At 56.2% G+C, this 15,570-nt stretch carries 12 protein-coding genes; 5 read left to right on the top strand and 7 right to left on the bottom strand.

The window, feature by feature from the left end:
• Window positions 1–16: 16 nt before the first annotated feature.
• From ACQE3E_RS11540 to galE, 5 genes are all read left to right on the top strand, one after another.
• Window positions 17–1,969 (top strand): transglycosylase SLT domain-containing protein, encoded by a 1,953-nt coding sequence (locus tag ACQE3E_RS11540; RefSeq protein ID WP_427500555.1) that lies wholly within the window; start codon window positions 17–19, stop codon window positions 1,967–1,969.
• Between the two features lie 77 nt (window positions 1,970–2,046).
• Window positions 2,047–2,562, top strand: a complete 516-nt coding sequence (fabA, locus tag ACQE3E_RS11535; protein ID WP_064027660.1) for a 3-hydroxyacyl-[acyl-carrier-protein] dehydratase FabA — start codon at window positions 2,047–2,049, stop codon at window positions 2,560–2,562.
• A 13-nt stretch (window positions 2,563–2,575) separates the two neighbouring features.
• Complete coding sequence (gene fabB, locus ACQE3E_RS11530) at window positions 2,576–3,796, top strand: beta-ketoacyl-ACP synthase I (protein ID WP_168030892.1); 1,221 nt, start codon at window positions 2,576–2,578, stop codon at window positions 3,794–3,796.
• Between the two features lie 46 nt (window positions 3,797–3,842).
• On the top strand, window positions 3,843–4,736 hold the full coding sequence (gene ttcA, locus ACQE3E_RS11525) for a tRNA 2-thiocytidine(32) synthetase TtcA (RefSeq protein ID WP_313727871.1): 894 nt from the start codon (window positions 3,843–3,845) through the stop codon (window positions 4,734–4,736).
• 18 nt (window positions 4,737–4,754) lie between these two features.
• Window positions 4,755–5,801, top strand: coding sequence for a UDP-glucose 4-epimerase GalE (galE, locus tag ACQE3E_RS11520; protein ID WP_313727872.1), 1,047 nt, complete (start codon window positions 4,755–4,757; stop codon window positions 5,799–5,801).
• Here the strand turns inward: galE and ACQE3E_RS11515 are convergent.
• The 7 genes from ACQE3E_RS11515 to ACQE3E_RS11485 all read right to left on the bottom strand — a co-directional run bounded on the left by ACQE3E_RS11515 (window position 5,792) and on the right by ACQE3E_RS11485 (window position 15,500).
• The gene (locus tag ACQE3E_RS11515; RefSeq protein WP_168030898.1) at window positions 5,792–6,916 is read right to left on the bottom strand and encodes a GGDEF domain-containing protein; all 1,125 of its coding nucleotides are present in this window, start codon (window positions 6,914–6,916) and stop codon (window positions 5,792–5,794) included. The genes galE and ACQE3E_RS11515 overlap by 10 nt on opposite strands.
• Before the next feature lie 193 nt (window positions 6,917–7,109).
• Entirely contained in the window at window positions 7,110–9,668 is a 2,559-nt protein-coding gene (acnB, locus tag ACQE3E_RS11510; protein WP_313727873.1) for a bifunctional aconitate hydratase 2/2-methylisocitrate dehydratase, read from the bottom strand.
• A gap of 20 nt (window positions 9,669–9,688) precedes the next feature.
• On the bottom strand, window positions 9,689–10,315 hold the full coding sequence (locus ACQE3E_RS11505) for a Uma2 family endonuclease (RefSeq protein ID WP_313727874.1): 627 nt from the start codon (window positions 10,313–10,315) through the stop codon (window positions 9,689–9,691).
• A 22-nt stretch (window positions 10,316–10,337) separates the two neighbouring features.
• A complete protein-coding gene (locus tag ACQE3E_RS11500; RefSeq protein WP_168030904.1) occupies window positions 10,338–11,348 on the bottom strand; it encodes an isocitrate/isopropylmalate family dehydrogenase in 1,011 nt (336 codons plus the stop codon).
• A 77-nt stretch (window positions 11,349–11,425) separates the two neighbouring features.
• Window positions 11,426–12,718, bottom strand: coding sequence for a sensor domain-containing phosphodiesterase (locus ACQE3E_RS11495; protein ID WP_313727876.1), 1,293 nt, complete (start codon window positions 12,716–12,718; stop codon window positions 11,426–11,428).
• A gap of 740 nt (window positions 12,719–13,458) precedes the next feature.
• Window positions 13,459–14,469, bottom strand: a complete 1,011-nt coding sequence (locus ACQE3E_RS11490) for a M48 family metallopeptidase (protein ID WP_313727877.1) — start codon at window positions 14,467–14,469, stop codon at window positions 13,459–13,461.
• A complete protein-coding gene (locus ACQE3E_RS11485; protein ID WP_313727878.1) occupies window positions 14,466–15,500 on the bottom strand; it encodes a YjgN family protein in 1,035 nt (344 codons plus the stop codon). The genes ACQE3E_RS11490 and ACQE3E_RS11485 overlap by 4 nt, the downstream gene beginning before the upstream one ends.
• Window positions 15,501–15,570: the final 70 nt, after the last annotated feature.

The raw sequence follows: 15,570 nt of genomic DNA, 5'->3' as shown, positions 1-15,570 counted from the left end.
AGCAAATTATAATAGCGTGGCGATCTTTACTGAACACTTGTTATTTCCGCGCGGCTTTTCGCGATTTCTAAGGACATTGGGTACCGTCCTCTGGCTGACGGCGGCCGGTTGTTGCATCGCCGCTCAGCCCGCTTCGTCCCAGCGCACGGCTTTCCTGCAAGCCGAACGCGCTGTCGCCGAGAATCGGCTTGGCGATTATCAACGGCTGAGCGCCGAATTGACCGATTATCCGTTACTGCCTTATTTGCGCTACCTTTGGGCTAAATCGCATCTGGACGACGATCAGGCCGTACGTCGATTTCTCGACACTTATGCCAATACCCGCTATGCGGCGCCATTACGCACCAAATGGCTGATACAACTTGGCAAGCGGCAACGCTGGTCGGAGTTATTAAGCCAATACCGCGGCGGTGAAGACCCCGAACTGCAATGCTACGCCGGCGTGGCCTATTTACAGTCCGGCCGGACCGACGAAGCGTTTGGAATAGCCAGACCGCTTTGGCTGAGCGGCGGCGAGCCGGCGGAACCCTGCATAAGCTTGTTTTCGACGTACCAGGCCTCGCCTTATTTCAACCGAGACCTGCTGTGGCTGCGCTTCAAGGCGGCTCTGAAACGAGGCAATACCGGGCTGGCTCAGCGCTTGCTACCGGCATTCGCGGAAGACGAACTCAGGCTGGCGAATCTATGGCTAGACTTGCAACGCCACCCCGAGCGCCTCGCCAATATAGCGGCCTGGCGCGAATATCCGGCCGAAACCAGGGCCGAGTGTTTGGTTTTCGCCACGGTGCTTTGGCTCGAACAAGACCTGGACGCCGCGCTGATGTTCTGGGATCGCGAAAAAGCGGGCTTGCCGATTCCGGCCGAATCCAGCCAGCGAGTGGAAAAACAAATCGGGTTGGCGCTGGCTACGCAACGCGACCGCCGCGCCTATGCCCGATTGGCGGCGCTAGACGATAGCGACGACTCGATCCGCGAATGGCGGGTGCGTGCCGCGTTGCAACACCAGTCCTGGCCGGAGGTCGATCTGGCATTGTCTCGATTGAACAACGAAGAACGAAACCAGGACAAATGGCAATATTGGTTGGCGCGCAGCCAAGAACTATCCGGACTGCGCGAACCGGCCTTGAGCCTTTACCGGCAAATTGCCGAACATCGCAGTTACTACGGTTTTCTGGCGGCCGGCAAGCTCGGACGGACGGTGAAGCTGGTCGACAAGCCGCTGGCCGTTCCGGAGTCGGAGCTGGAAGACTTGCAATCGCGCTCGGAATTTTTGGAAGTTTCCGAGTTTTTAGCCTTGGACCGACCATTGGAAGCTAAGCGGCAATGGGGCTTCGCCATCGCCAAACTCGATAAACCGCGCTTGGCGGCCGCCGCCAAGTTGGCGCAGCGCTGGGGCTGGTCGGCGCAAGCGATCGCCACGGTCGCCAAGGCTAACGAATGGGACGACATTGGACTGCGCTTCCCCATCGCTTACGCCGACAGTGTGAGGCAAGCCGCCGGCGCCCGCCAATTGGCGCCGGCGCTGATCTTCGGGCTGATCCGCCAGGAAAGCGCCTTCGACCCGCAGGCCGACTCGCCGGCCGGGGCGAAGGGTTTGATGCAAATCATGCCGAACACCGGCCAGGAAATTGCGAAAAACCTGGGGGAACCCTGGAACGGCGGAAACGACCTGCTTAAACCGGAGACTAACATCCAATTCGGCGCCTGGCACTTCAAGCAGTTGCTGGATCGCTTCGATCGCCACCCGGCTCTGGCCGCCGCGGCGTACAACGCCGGCGCTAATCGAGTGAAGCGCTGGCTGCCGAGCGATAAACCGCTGCCGGCCGATATTTGGGTGGAGACCATCCCCTACAAGGAGACCCGCGGCTACGTGGCATCGGTGTTGATGTATAGTCTGATCTATCGGGAACGCCTGAACGCCGAGACACCACGTTCGGAGGATTTGATGCGTGACGTGAGGCCTGGATGAAATTTAGGGCTGATTTTTTAGGCTAATTATTGGATAATGTCGGGTGTTTTGAACCCAATTTATCAGGTAAGTATTGAATGGAGAAGCCGCACAGTTTTACGCGCGAAGAATTGTTGATGTCCGGTCGGGGCGAGCTCTACGGCCCGGAAAACGCGCAGCTACCGCTTCCCAATATGCTGATGATGGATCGAATTGTCCACATCTCCGACGAAGGCGGTAAATATGGCAAGGGCGAAATCATTGCCGAATTGGACATTACCCCCGATCTTTGGTTTTTTGCCTGTCATTTTCAAGGTGACCCGGTGATGCCCGGCTGCCTGGGTTTAGATGCGATGTGGCAATTGGTTGGCTTTTATTTGTGTTGGATGGGCGGACCAGGTAAAGGTCGGGCGTTAGGCTGCGGCGAAGTCAAGTTCACCGGCCAAGTCTTGCCCAGCGCGAAAAAAGTCACTTATAAAATCGATTTGAAACGGGTGATCTTGCGCAAACTGGTCATGGGCATTGCCGACGCGGTGATGGAAGTCGACGGCAAGCAAATTTATGAAGCCACCGACCTGAGAGTCGGTCTGTTTACCTCCACCCAGGATTTCTGAAGAAGGTCTAGCCATGAGACGAGCAGTAGTAACCGGTCTGGGCATCGTTTCCAGCATTGGCAATAATCGCGACGAAGTGGTCGAGTCGCTCCGCCAGGGGCGTTCCGGCATTGGTTTTTGCGAAGATTATCGTGAACTGGGCTTTCGCAGCCAAATCCACGGTCCGATCAAGATCAACCTCGACGAAGCGATAGACCGCAAAGTCAAACGCTTCATGGGCGATGGTGCGGCTTACAATTATTTGGCGATGGAACAAGCCATTGCCGACTCCGGTCTGGCCGACGACGAAGTGTCCAATGTCCGCACCGGTCTGGTGATGGGTTCCGGTGGACCGTCTACGTCGAACTTGGTCGATGCGGCCGACATACTACGCTCCAAGGGCGTCAAGAAAGTCGGTCCGTATATGGTGACTCGCGCGATGTCCAGCACGAATACCGCTTGTCTGGCCACGCCGTTCAAAATCAAGGGCGTCAATTACACGATCAGCTCGGCCTGCGCGACCAGCGCCCACTGTATCGGTCATGCGATGGAGTTGATCCAACTCGGCAAGCAAGACGTTGTATTCGCCGGCGGCGGCGAGGAGTTGCATTGGTCTATGTCGGTCTTGTTCGACGCGATGGGTGCCCTATCCTCCAAATACAACGATACGCCGGAAAGCGCGTCTAGACCTTACGACGAAACCCGCGACGGCTTCGTGATTTCCGGCGGCGGCGGCGTACTGGTTGTCGAGGAACTGGAACATGCCAAGGCGCGCGGCGCGAAAATTTACGCGGAACTGGTCGGCTACGGCGCCACGTCCGACGGTTACGACATGGTGCAGCCGTCCGGCGAAGGCGCGGTGCGCTGCATGCAAATGGCGTTGGCGACCGTTGACGGCAATATCGACTACATCAATGCGCACGGCACCAGTACGCCGGTGGGCGATACCCGCGAACTGGAAGCGATGCGCGCGGTGTTCGGCGCCGATTCGGTGCCGCCGGTGAGTTCCACCAAATCACTGACCGGCCATGCCTTGGGCGCGGCCGGCGTCAATGAAGCCATTTATTCGTTGCTGATGATGCAGGAACGTTTCTTGAGCGCATCGGCCAACATTACCCAACTCGACCCTGGCGCGGCGGGCATTCCCATCGTTCGCGAATACCGGGACAACGTCAGCTTGAACACCGTGATGTCCAATAGTTTCGGCTTCGGCGGCACCAATGCCACGCTGATCTTCCAACGTTTCAACGGCTAAATCCTTAAGCGGCTGAAGCCTTGCTTTAGCCGCTCGCCTAGCGCCCATGTCCGATTCCAGCCAAAAATCCCGTACCCAATTCAACAAACTGCAGAAGCGTTTGCGCCGTAGCGTCGGCGAGGCTATCGCCGACTTCAATATGATCGAGCATGGCGACAAAGTCATGGTTTGCCTGTCCGGCGGCAAGGACTCCTACACGATGCTGGACATTCTGCTGAACTTACAAAAGACCGCGCCGGTGGATTTCGACATACTGGCCGTCAATTTGGATCAAAAGCAGCCCGGGTTTCCGGAACACGTATTGCCGGAATACCTGAGATCTATCGGCGTGCCGTTTCATATCATCGAGCACGATACCTACAGCATCGTCAAACGCATCATTCCGGAAGGCCAAACCACCTGCAGTCTGTGTTCAAGGCTGCGGCGCGGCACACTGTACGGCTTTGCCAGAGAACATCGGGTCACCAAAATCGCGCTGGGTCACCACCGAGACGACATCGTCGAAACCTTCTTCCTGAATTTGTTTTATGCAGGCAAACTGAAGGCAATGCCGCCGAAATTGCTCAGCGACGACAAACAGAACATCGTGATTCGGCCGTTAGCCTACTGCCGGGAAAAAGACATCAATCGCTTCGCGGCCTTCAAGCAATTTCCGATCATTCCGTGCAATTTGTGCGGCTCCCAGGAAAACCTGCAACGCAAAGCCATGAAGGTGATGCTGAACGGTTGGGATAAGCAGTTTCCCGGTCGTATCGAAACCATTTTCGCCGGGCTGCAAAATATTGCGCCATCGCAAATGCTCGACGCCGGCCTATTCGACTTTGCCGGCCTGACCCGCGATACTAACCCACTGCCGGCCGCTAGCGCTTGCGGCGACGTTGGCACCGACCAATCGGCCGTCGTTGCCTACGGCGCCGGACTGGACATACTCGAACGTTAACCCAACGGAAATCCGGACATGAACCCAACCATTTTGGTCACCGGCGGCGCTGGATATATCGGCAGCCATACTTGCGTCGAGCTGTTACACGCAGGATTCGATGTTGTCGTCGTCGACAATCTCAGCAACAGCAAAATCGAAGCCATTCGCCGGGTAGAACGTATCACCGGCAAAACAATAGCTTTTCATCAAGCCGACATTACCGACAAAGCGGCGTTGCAAGCCATCATGGTCCAGCACAACATTGCCGCCGTCGTGCATTTCGCGGGACTGAAAGCGGTCGGCGAATCCTGCCAGATGCCGCTGAACTACTATCACAACAATATTTACGGCACCTTGGTACTGCTGGAGACGATGGCGGAGTTCGGGATCAAACGCCTGGTGTTCAGCTCTTCGGCCACCGTTTACGGCGATCCGCACAGCGTGCCTATTCTGGAACATTTTCCGCTGCAAGCCACCAACCCTTACGGCCGCACCAAACTGTTTATCGAAGAAATCCTGCGCGACCTTAGCCAGTCCGATCCGCTGAGCCATAGCGCCACACCTTGGCAAATCACGATATTGCGCTACTTCAACCCGATCGGCGCGCACGCCAGCGGGCTCATCGGCGAAGACCCGAACGGCATCCCCAATAATTTGATGCCCTTCCTGTCGCAAGTCGCGATCGGCAAATTACCGATGCTGTCGGTATTCGGCAACGACTATTCGACGCCGGACGGCACCGGCGTCCGCGACTACATCCACGTGGTCGATTTGGCGGTCGGCCACATCAAGGCCTTGGAATACCTTCTAAAACAGGATGCCAAGGATAGCGTGTGCGACGCCATCAATCTCGGCACCGGTAACGGTTACAGCGTCTTACAGATGATCGAAACCTTTATTGAAGTCACCGGACAAGCCGTACCCTACCGTATTGCGCCGCGCCGGCCCGGCGACGTGGCGGCCTGTTACGCGGACCCCGGCCTGGCCGCCGAAAAAATTGGCTGGAAGGCCGAGCGAGAGTTGGCCCGGATGCTGGCCGATACCTGGCATTGGCAAACACAAAACCCCAACGGTTACGACTGAACAGCCCTCGGCTCCAGCACCAACCCGGCGTTTTCAACCCGGTTTCTGCCGCTACGCTTGGCCTCGTACAAGGCTACATCCGCCGCTTGCACCAGTTCCAGCGCGATTTGAGGCACCGCCAATTTCCGGCTGAGGTTAGGGTGGTAGGTGGCGGCACCGATCGAGATTGTGACCGGAATAACTTGATCGGCGTATTTGATCGTCAAATCGGAAATGCCGATGCGGATCCGCTCGGCAATCTCACCGTTCATCGTTTCGTCCGCCTGCGACAACAGTGCGACGAATTCTTCGCCGCCGTATCGGACCAGTACATCGTTGCTACGTAGCTGCCGTTTGATCGTACACGCCACCAACGAGAGCACTTGATCGCCGGCTTGATGACCGAAGCCGTCGTTAATTCGTTTGAAATAGTCGATATCCAGAAACAGACAGGACAGGGGTTCACGGCTGCGTTGACTTCGGTCCAATTCCTCGACGATGCGCTGTTCCAGAAAGCGCCGGTTATTGACGCCGGTCAGCGGGTCTATCAAGCTGGTGCGACGCATTGTCTCGACATTCAAGTTGTTTTCGAGACAAATCCCGATCACGGATGCAATGTGCTCGATAAAGTCGGTCGCCATGCCGTTGATAAAACGGTCGCGCTGGTGGCTGCCCAAATTTAATGAACCCAGAATTTTGCCGCGGCGGATTAGCGGGATGATCACAACCGAAGCCGGCTGTTTCTCGACGCCTGGAAAGAAGCGGCTCCAGCGCTCATCGCGATGGATACCCACCAATGGCTGGCCGGCCGTACCGAAACTTTGTAGAAATACCCCGTCTTGCTCCAACAGCACCAAATCGGGCCGCTCGCGAAACGCATAGTGATCTGCCTCGAGACAACTGGCAATTTCGCCTTGGGCGTCGATCAAGGACAAGCAAACCGCATCGAGATTAAAAAACAAGCGGGTCTCGTCTATGATGAATTCAATCATCTCCGCCAGGGTGTTCAGCGCCAACAAACGCATTTCGAAAGCCTGCAGGCGCTTCAGAGTCAGACTGTTATGTTGAACGCGATTCAGCATGCCATCCAAATGGCTCTCCAGAACCGACAATTCAGCTGTTATATCTTCTTCCAATCTTGCCCCCACCGCGCGCGACGACCCAGCCGATAATCCTAGCAGGGTTTGTCGAAAATGCGCGGGCCTGACACACGAGGCTTCATCCGGCCGCCTCGGGCTCAACCCGACGTGTTTGAGGCCGGTTACCCGCTCGGTTTCGCGGCGAACAACCGGCGCGATGAGGCGTAACCCCGCCGCTTAGAAAATGCCATTAGGCGACTTGATCCGCCTTCGTTTGATAGCTGTCGATTTGATTGAAGTTCAGATACCGATAAGTATCGGCGCTGCTTTGGTCGATCAACGCCGCATATTGCATGTATTCCTCCGGCGTCGGGATTTTCCCCAATAAAGAACACACCGCCGCCAATTCCGCCGAAGACAAATAGACATTGGCGCCATTCCCCAAACGATTGGGGAAATTACGCGTCGAAGTTGAAACGACAGTCGAGCCTTCCGCCACCCTCGCCTGGTTGCCCATGCATAACGAGCAACCCGGCATTTCAGTACGCGCGCCGACTTTACCGAAAGTGCCGTAATAGCCCTCCTCCACTAACTGGTTTTGATCCATCTTAGTCGGCGGCGCCACCCACAAGCGCGTGGGCAAGGCCCCGGCTTTTTCCAGCAATTTACCGGCAGCGCGGAAATGACCGATGTTGGTCATGCAGGAGCCAATGAAGACTTCATCGATTTTGGTCCCAGCTACTTCCGACAAGGGCTTGATGTCGTCCGGATCGTTCGGGCACGCCAATAGCGGCTCGGTGATTTCGTTCAAATCGATTTCGATAATTTCCGCATATTCGGCGTCCTCGTCGGCTTCCATCAATACCGGGTTCGCCAACCAATCCTGCATGGCTTTAATCCGGCGTTGGATAGTCCGTACATCGCCGTAGCCTTCGGCAATCATCCATTTCAGCAAGGTGATGTTGGAATTCAGATACTCACGGATTGGCGCTTCATTGAGTTTGATGGTGCAACCGCCGGCAGAACGTTCGGCTGACGCATCCGAAAGCTCGAATGCTTGCTCGACTTTCAAATCCGGCAAGCCTTCGATTTCCAGGATTCGGCCGGAAAATACGTTTTTCTTGCCCTGTTTGGCCACGGTCAAGGAGCCGCTTTTCAGAGCCGCGTAGGGAATCGCGTTGACCAAATCACGCAAGGTAATGCCGGGTTGCATTTGGCCTTTGAAGCGCACCAATACTGATTCCGGCATATCCAGAGGCATCACGCCGGTCGCAGCCGCAAACGCCACCAAACCGGAACCCGCGGGAAACGAGATACCAATCGGGAATCGAGTGTGCGAATCACCGCCCGTGCCGACGGTATCGGGCAACAGCATCCGGTTCAGCCAGGAGTGAATCACGCCATCGCCTGGACGCAGCGATACCCCACCACGGGTCATGATAAAATCCGGCAAGGTATGCTGCATTTGCACGTCGACCGGTTTGGGATAAGCGGCGGTGTGGCAGAAGGACTGCATCACCAAGTCTGCAGAAAAACCCAGACACGCCAAGTCTTTCAATTCGTCGCGGGTCATTGGTCCGGTGGTGTCTTGCGAACCAACGGTGGTCATTTTCGGTTCGCAGTAACTGCCGGGTCTGACACCCACCACACCGCAAGCCTTGCCCACTATTTTTTGCGCCAGCGTGTAGCCTTTGCCGGTGTCCGCAGCTTCTCCTAAGCGGCGGAACACGGTTGATGCCGGCAAGCCCAAGGCTAGTCGGGCCTTGTCGGTCAAGCCGCGACCGATGATTAACGGAATACGACCGCCGGCACGGACTTCGTCGAAAATCACTTCGGTTTTTAACGCAAATTCGCAGATGATTTCTTCGCTGCCGTGACGTTTAACCACACCTTGATAAGGAAAAATATCGATCACATCGCCCATCGCCATGCCGGTCACATCGCATTCGATAGGCAAGGCGCCTGAATCTTCCATGGTGTTGAAAAAAATGGGTGCAATCTTACCGCCGATACAGACGCCGCCGCCGCGTTTATTAGGAATGAACGGAATGTCGTCACCCATGAACCACAACACCGAGTTGGTGGCGGATTTGCGCGAAGAACCGGTGCCAACCACGTCGCCGACATAGGCCACCGGAAAGCCCTTGGCTTTTAGCTCGGTAATTTGCTGTTCGGCGTTGGTGATGCCATCGCGCGGCATTTTCAGCATGGCTTTGGCGTGCAACGGAATGTCCGGTCTCGACCAAGCATCCGGGGCGGGCGACAGATCGTCGGTATTGGTTTCGCCGGTAACCTTGAACACGGTAACCGTGAGTTTTTCCGGCACTTCCGGCTTGGCGGTAAACCATTCGGCCTCAGCCCAGGATTGCAGCACTTGTTTCGCGTAAGCGTTGCCGGCTTCGGCTTTTTCCTGCACATCGTGGAAGGCATCGAAAATCAGCAGAATTTGCGACAAGGCTTTCGCGGCAATCGGCGCCAACGTCGTATGATCGAGCAGTTCGATCAACGGCGCGACGTTGTAGCCGCCGAGCATGGTACCGAGCAACTCGGTGGCTTTTTCCGGCGTAATCAGCGCGGACGACGCTTCGCCTTTGGCAACGGCGGTCAAAAAACCGGCTTTGACGTAAGCCGCTTCGTCGACGCCGGCTGGAATCCTATTTTCCAGCAAGTCGATTAAAAAACTTTCCTCGCCGACCGGCGGCTGCTTCAATAATTCGACCAAGGCCGCGACTTGCTCGGCATCCAAGGGTTTGGGAACGATGCCCTCAGCGGCACGTTCGGCTACGTGTTTTCGGTATTGTTCTAGCATGATGATTTCCGGTAAAAAAATTAGGCTTGGGATGCGTTGGCGTTGGCATTTTCTTGAGCCAGCGTTTGCTCGGCGATGAAGGTCCGCATGTCGTCGTTGTCGACTCGGGCATAGATTTTGGCGACGCCGAGGTTCAAGCCAATCGATTCGAAAGGCACGTCGTCGCCGAGAAAATAGTGATTGAAGACCCAACCTTCGCTACGCCGACAAACTTCGACATCGACGATGTCTTGCTCGATCAGCACGTATTCCTGCAAAGTCGGAATGGTTTGATATAGGCGGCGTTTGATGGTTTCGTCGCGGCGGCGGGTGGATTTGGATAACACCTCGACGACCAATACCGGAGTCTCGGCGTAATAGTCGTGGGTCGAGGTATCCTCGCAAACCATCATCGCATCGGGGTAGAACAAATACTGGCCGATCTTGACTTTGACATCGGAGCTAAACGGCTCGCAGGGTTGGTCCTGCAAATGGTTGCCGAAGATACGCGACAAGTTCATCTTAATCCTGTCGTGATTCTTGCTGACGCCCGACATCGCCACGACTTCCCCGTCGTCATACTCATGCTTGGTGTCGCTGAGCAATTCCGCCGCAAGATAGTCCTCAACGGACATCCACGGTTTATCAAATTCAGGTTGCGCGCTCATATCCGCCTCCGTCGCCGATTAATCACTCCATCGCATCGACAATGGCCTGCCCCATTTCCTTGGTGCCGTATTTGCTGCCCGGGTTCAAATCCGGGGTTACATAGACGCCACCGTTCACGACTTTTTCAATGGCGTTTTGCATGCGGATCGCTGCATCATGTTCCCCCAAGTGATTCAGCATCATCACGCCGCCCATCATCACGGCAGTCGGGTTGGCGATATTTTTGCCGGCGATGTCCGGCGCGCTACCATGCACGGCTTCGAACAGGGCGGCGTCCTCGCCGATATTGGCGCCGGGAATGAGCCCCAAACCACCCACCAAACCGGCGGTTAAATCGGACAGGATGTCGCCGAACATGTTGGTGGTCACCACCACATCGAACTGTTCGGGTTTCATGACCATGTGCATGCAGGCCGCATCGACGATCTTCTCGTCGAACTCTATATTGGGATATTTGGCCGCCACTTCGCGAGCGGTTTTCAAGAATAAGCCTTGGGTGAATTTCAAAATATTGGCCTTATGACAAACCGTGACCTTCTTACGATGGTTGTCGATCGCGTATTTGAAGGCATATTCGACAATCCGCTCTGACCCCGCTTTGGTCACGACGGCCAAACTTTCGGCAATATCCTTGGCCGGCGTCAGATAATGCTCCAGGCCCACGTACAAGCCTTCGGTATTTTCCCGCACGATGACAATATCGACATCATCGTAGCGGGTTTTAACGCCATGCCAGCTTTTGGCCGGTCGCACGTTGGCGTAAAGATCGTATTGCTTGCGCAATTCGACGTTAATGCTGCGAAAGCCCTCGCCGACCATCGTCGTCAACGGACCTTTGAAGGCCACCCTGGTTTGCGCTATGGATTCCATCGTTGCGTCGGGCAGGGGCGTACCGGTACGTTCGTAGGCCGACATGCCGGCATCGGCCTCGTGCCAATGGATTTTCGCGCCGGCGGCGTTAATCACCGCGACGGCCGCTTCCATGATCGAGGGACCGATACCATCGCCTTTGATCAACGTGACGTTATGCATTCAAACTCTCCTGACTCAATATTTAAGGGATAAACAATCATACACAGTTTCGATTAACGACGCGAAACCGCCGAGACTCAAAGTGCCGCGGCCGATTCGATAACCATGGCATCGTCGATCGGTGCAGCTTCCAGGGTTTCGTGATCGAGATCGTAACAAAGAATTCGCGGCGATCCGCCGAACGGATAGGCCACCGACAAGGTCACGCACAAGCGTCCGGTTGCCACCGACAAATAGGGCCGGGTCAAATGCACATCCTCGGAACCTTGCAAGGCTCGTAAAAGATACGGTCGGCGTAGCCAACTCGCCCGATTTCCGGCCGCCAACGGTGCGAACCGGCCTGAGGCGGTCCCGTAGCGGTGATCGGCAAGCACGCTACCGCCGATCTGCACGCCGTCGCTGCCCAATAAATAACAGCGATCGGCGCCCGGTAGCGCCAACAATTGGCGAATGCAATCAAGACTCTCGAGATCTTCGGCACCGGTTTGTAGAGCCTGTTTAGCCACCAGCATCGCTTGAATATGATGCGGATAACGCGAACGACCGCTCCGCTTGGCAATATCGAGCGCGTACTGGCCGAATAATTCAGCAACCACCGGGCGCACTTCTTCGGCGTCTTGCACCCCCATGCGCGGGGTGCCGAAATAATAGCCTTGTACCAAATCGATATTCGCATGCATCGCGATCATCGCTTCCTCATGCGTTTCGACGCCTTCGATCAACACCAGACTTCCGGCTTCGTGCAGCGTGGCGACGATATTGGGCAGCATGCGCCGCGCGACCGGGTTATTTACCGCATGGCGGACGATCGACTGGTCCAACTTAACGATATGTGGTTTTATGCGCCAGATCCGCTGAAAATTGGAATGTCCCGCGCCGAAATCGTCAATCGCAATCAAACAGCCCAACTCGCGGTAAAAATCGACCGACCGATTCAATTGCCGCTCTTCCAACAACGGACTTTCCATGATTTCGATCACGACCCGCTCGGGCCGAATTTCTAGCAGTTTCAGCAACTCCGCGAAGAAAATACCGAAACGCCAGCCGTGTACGATGACTTCGGGCGCAATATTCAGAAACAACCAGTTGTCGCGGGAATCCGCCCGCTTAAAATTCTGCAAATGCAGGGCTCTACATAAACGGTCCAGATAAACCAAATCCTGCAAGGACTTTGCACTCTCGAACAGTTGCGGAGGCGCCACGACACTTCCGTCGAGCGCCCTGCCCCGGATTAACGCCTCGTAACCTACCGCGCGCTGGTGCGGCAAACTGACAATCGCCTGAAAAGCACTACTTAACTCGACATTCTGGTGATGACCGAGCGCATGATCGCCTTCCAGGCGGATTTTGCTTAGGATCTGGTCGAGCATTGCATGTTTGGCATAATCCGTGGTTTATCATATCAATTTCAAACATCGGGCAGTCAGCACAGACCGGGCAACAAACCCGCTGAAACCCAAGGCCGATCTTAGCGTCCTGCAGATCAGAAAGCAAAACTCGCACCAATTGCAGCTAAGGGGCCTTTAACCGAGGCGACGACTGAGGGTACTGTGCGCCTATAGATTGGAAACCGCAGTCCTGGCAGACTCCTAGGGGGCTACGACGGCCCGCGGCATACGCGCCGGTGGCACAAACTGGCGGGGCTTCGGCCCGCGCGACTACCGGAGCCGAGACGACCAAATCATGGCCGATCTCGGCGTCGCCAGACCTTTGAAAATAGTGTCTTCATGTTTCGGCGTACTATGCCGACATCGTTGGTGAACCGATCGCTAGCCGATACTGGCAGAATGCCGCTCTCTAAAGCGAGCGGCCGCACCAAGCTAATCGAGATCGCGCTGCATTTTGGTGCATGGGCTTGATCGAGTGGTTAATCGACCTACAAACAGCCGATCACGAGATAGCGGCCCGACGACCATATAAATTCCGATTGAGACACCGTGCTTCAGCACCGATGCACAAAGTCCGGATAGAACGCCTTCGACGTCAAACGAACGACGATTTCGCTGAACACGAGCCACGACATGCTTTTACCAGACTAAACACTAACCGGGCGCTTGCCGATGCAAACCAAGTGACCACGTGCTTAGCGGCTTTAACCCAATTCGCTTCGCTAGCGCTGCCCCCGCAAAAAAGCGATGCGCTCGGCATTGTCGGGATGCGTGGACCAATATTCGCCGAACTCCCCCATTCGATCACCAAGTTGCAGGCGGTCTCTTTCTCGCCAGTAAGCGTCCAACTTGTCTAGCATATCGGCCAACAAGGTCGGCGATTGGTGATGGCTAATCAGCAAATCGGCGGCATAGCGGTCGGCGGAACGCTCGAAATCGCGCGAATATCCGGTCTCCAGCAATACCGCGGGAGCCACCGCCAATAGACTACTGATGTCGCCCAGATAGGCCGCCAATGCCAAGCCGACCACAGTGGCTTGTAACATCTGCCGCAAGGCGTGCTTCTCGCGAACATGGCCGAATTCGTGCGCCAGCACCGCCACGATCTCGTCGTCGTTGGCTGTAAGGCCGACCAAATCGTCCAGCACCAACACCGTTCCTCCGGGCAGCGCAAAGGCGTTGGCGCCAAGCTGACGGCTGGCGCGGAACGCCAGCCGGACCTCGGCATGCGGTGCCAAACTAAATGCTTTCGCCTGGATGTCGGCGCGGCGCGATTCCGGCACGCCGCTGGGCTGCAACCAATTTTGGTCGAGGCTGGCGAACAACTGATGGTCCATTTCCGTCAACATCTCGGCTGGCAGCCTTTCCGCGACTGCCTCGGCCGCATAAGGCAAGCCCCAACGATAGCCGGCAATCGCCAATCCCAGTAATAACAATACGGCGGTTATCGCCGCGACGATATGACTTTCCAAGGTTGATAACCAACCGCCGGCCCGCTCCGGCAGCAAGTCGGCGAAACCGATCGAATCCTCCACTTCGCAGCGGGCTCCGTCGGTGAATAGAATCAAACGCGGCGAACGGCCGAGCGGTGCCGGTATCCTCAGCGCGGTGAGTGGCTCGCTACGATTTACAGTTTCGCCTCGCAATTGCAAGCGGCCGGCTTCGACGCTGAGAACGACCCGATGGGCTATCGCCTGCCGGCCGTCGAAATAAATGCCGGCGACCGTCTTCACAACGCGATATCGAAATCGAAAATATCGGCGATTTCCTCGCCGGCCGCGCCGGCCTGGCTTTGCAGTCCGGCAACGAATTCGGCAAGGCTGCCGCCCGGTAACAAACTCGTGCATTCGAGACGATAGCGAGCCAGGCGGATATCGGCAAACGGTTTGAAAAGCCCCAGCGACAAGCCGATCAGCAACACATTGCTGATCATGATCCACAACAAGTCGCGCGCTCTGGCCCGCGCGGTGAAGCGGTGCGCGCCGAGCCGGGTATGTCCCCACATCAGATTTTGCATTCGCGCCGATACAAAGGGATAGACAATCACCACTAGGCCAAAATACGTCAACACTGCCGCGACGCCGCCAATCACGCCGGCTTGGCTCCCGCCTTCCAGCGGAAACGCACCGGACGATAAAATCAGCGTCGTGGCGGCGGCCGCGCCGGCAAACATCAGCACCGCCAGCAAGAACACCCAGAAATAGATTTTGTAGAACGCCCCGACAGTGGCTTCGAACTTGAAGTGCGCGGAGCCGAAACTGCTGTGATCGCGGGTGTAAACCGTCATGCGCTGTTGCGCCCACGGCCAGAGCAAGCCCAGCGTGGCGCCGCCTAAAAAAGGTGCTCCCAACAGATACCAATAGGCGGGGCCCGTCTGGCCGTGAAAACCGAACCGCAAACCCCTATAGCTGGTGTTATGCAAGCGAAACCGCAAGGACCGTACCAGCAACCACGGCAGCACCGCTAAAATCGCCAGAAAAATCACGGCCGCGATGGTCGGGTCGAAACGGCTGAAAAAAGAATAGGAACCAAACAGCAGCACCGCGATTACTCGACCCTTCAATATCGACTTCGGGTCGCCGTGATAATCGAAGCCGCTGTCGGCGAGTAAGGTATGCCGGTAAAAATACTGGTTGCGCCTGACCTTGGCCCACGGCGAATAAATACCCAAGGTCACGATACTGAGCAACAGATTGACGATCCAGATTCGAAAATATTCGCTCCCGTTTCCGGTGAAACGCAGCGATAGAGGTTGTGCCGACATACGCTCCAGCTCCTTTTACAATGGTATGTGGCCTACAAGCGTAGCCGAAAACCCAAGTCTAGCTGGCAAA

Source organism: Methylomonas sp. MED-D (assembly GCF_050276835.1).
GTDB lineage: Bacteria > Pseudomonadota > Gammaproteobacteria > Methylococcales > Methylomonadaceae > Methylomonas > Methylomonas koyamae_A.
Note: the sequence above shows the minus strand (reverse complement) of the source record. Positions and strands in the feature narration are given on the sequence as shown.

Coding starts and splice junctions, on each gene's coding strand:
- fabA (WP_064027660.1), top strand. CDS start 2,047: ATGGAGAAGCCGCACAGTTTTACGCGCGAAGAATTGTTGATGTCCGGT.
- fabB (WP_168030892.1), top strand. CDS start 2,576: ATGAGACGAGCAGTAGTAACCGGTCTGGGCATCGTTTCCAGCATTGGC.
- ttcA (WP_313727871.1), top strand. CDS start 3,843: ATGTCCGATTCCAGCCAAAAATCCCGTACCCAATTCAACAAACTGCAG.
- galE (WP_313727872.1), top strand. CDS start 4,755: ATGAACCCAACCATTTTGGTCACCGGCGGCGCTGGATATATCGGCAGC.
- acnB (WP_313727873.1), bottom strand. CDS start 9,668: ATGCTAGAACAATACCGAAAACACGTAGCCGAACGTGCCGCTGAGGGC.
- ACQE3E_RS11505 (WP_313727874.1), bottom strand. CDS start 10,315: ATGAGCGCGCAACCTGAATTTGATAAACCGTGGATGTCCGTTGAGGAC.
- ACQE3E_RS11500 (WP_168030904.1), bottom strand. CDS start 11,348: ATGCATAACGTCACGTTGATCAAAGGCGATGGTATCGGTCCCTCGATC.
- ACQE3E_RS11495 (WP_313727876.1), bottom strand. CDS start 12,718: ATGCTCGACCAGATCCTAAGCAAAATCCGCCTGGAAGGCGATCATGCG.
- ACQE3E_RS11485 (WP_313727878.1), bottom strand. CDS start 15,500: ATGTCGGCACAACCTCTATCGCTGCGTTTCACCGGAAACGGGAGCGAA.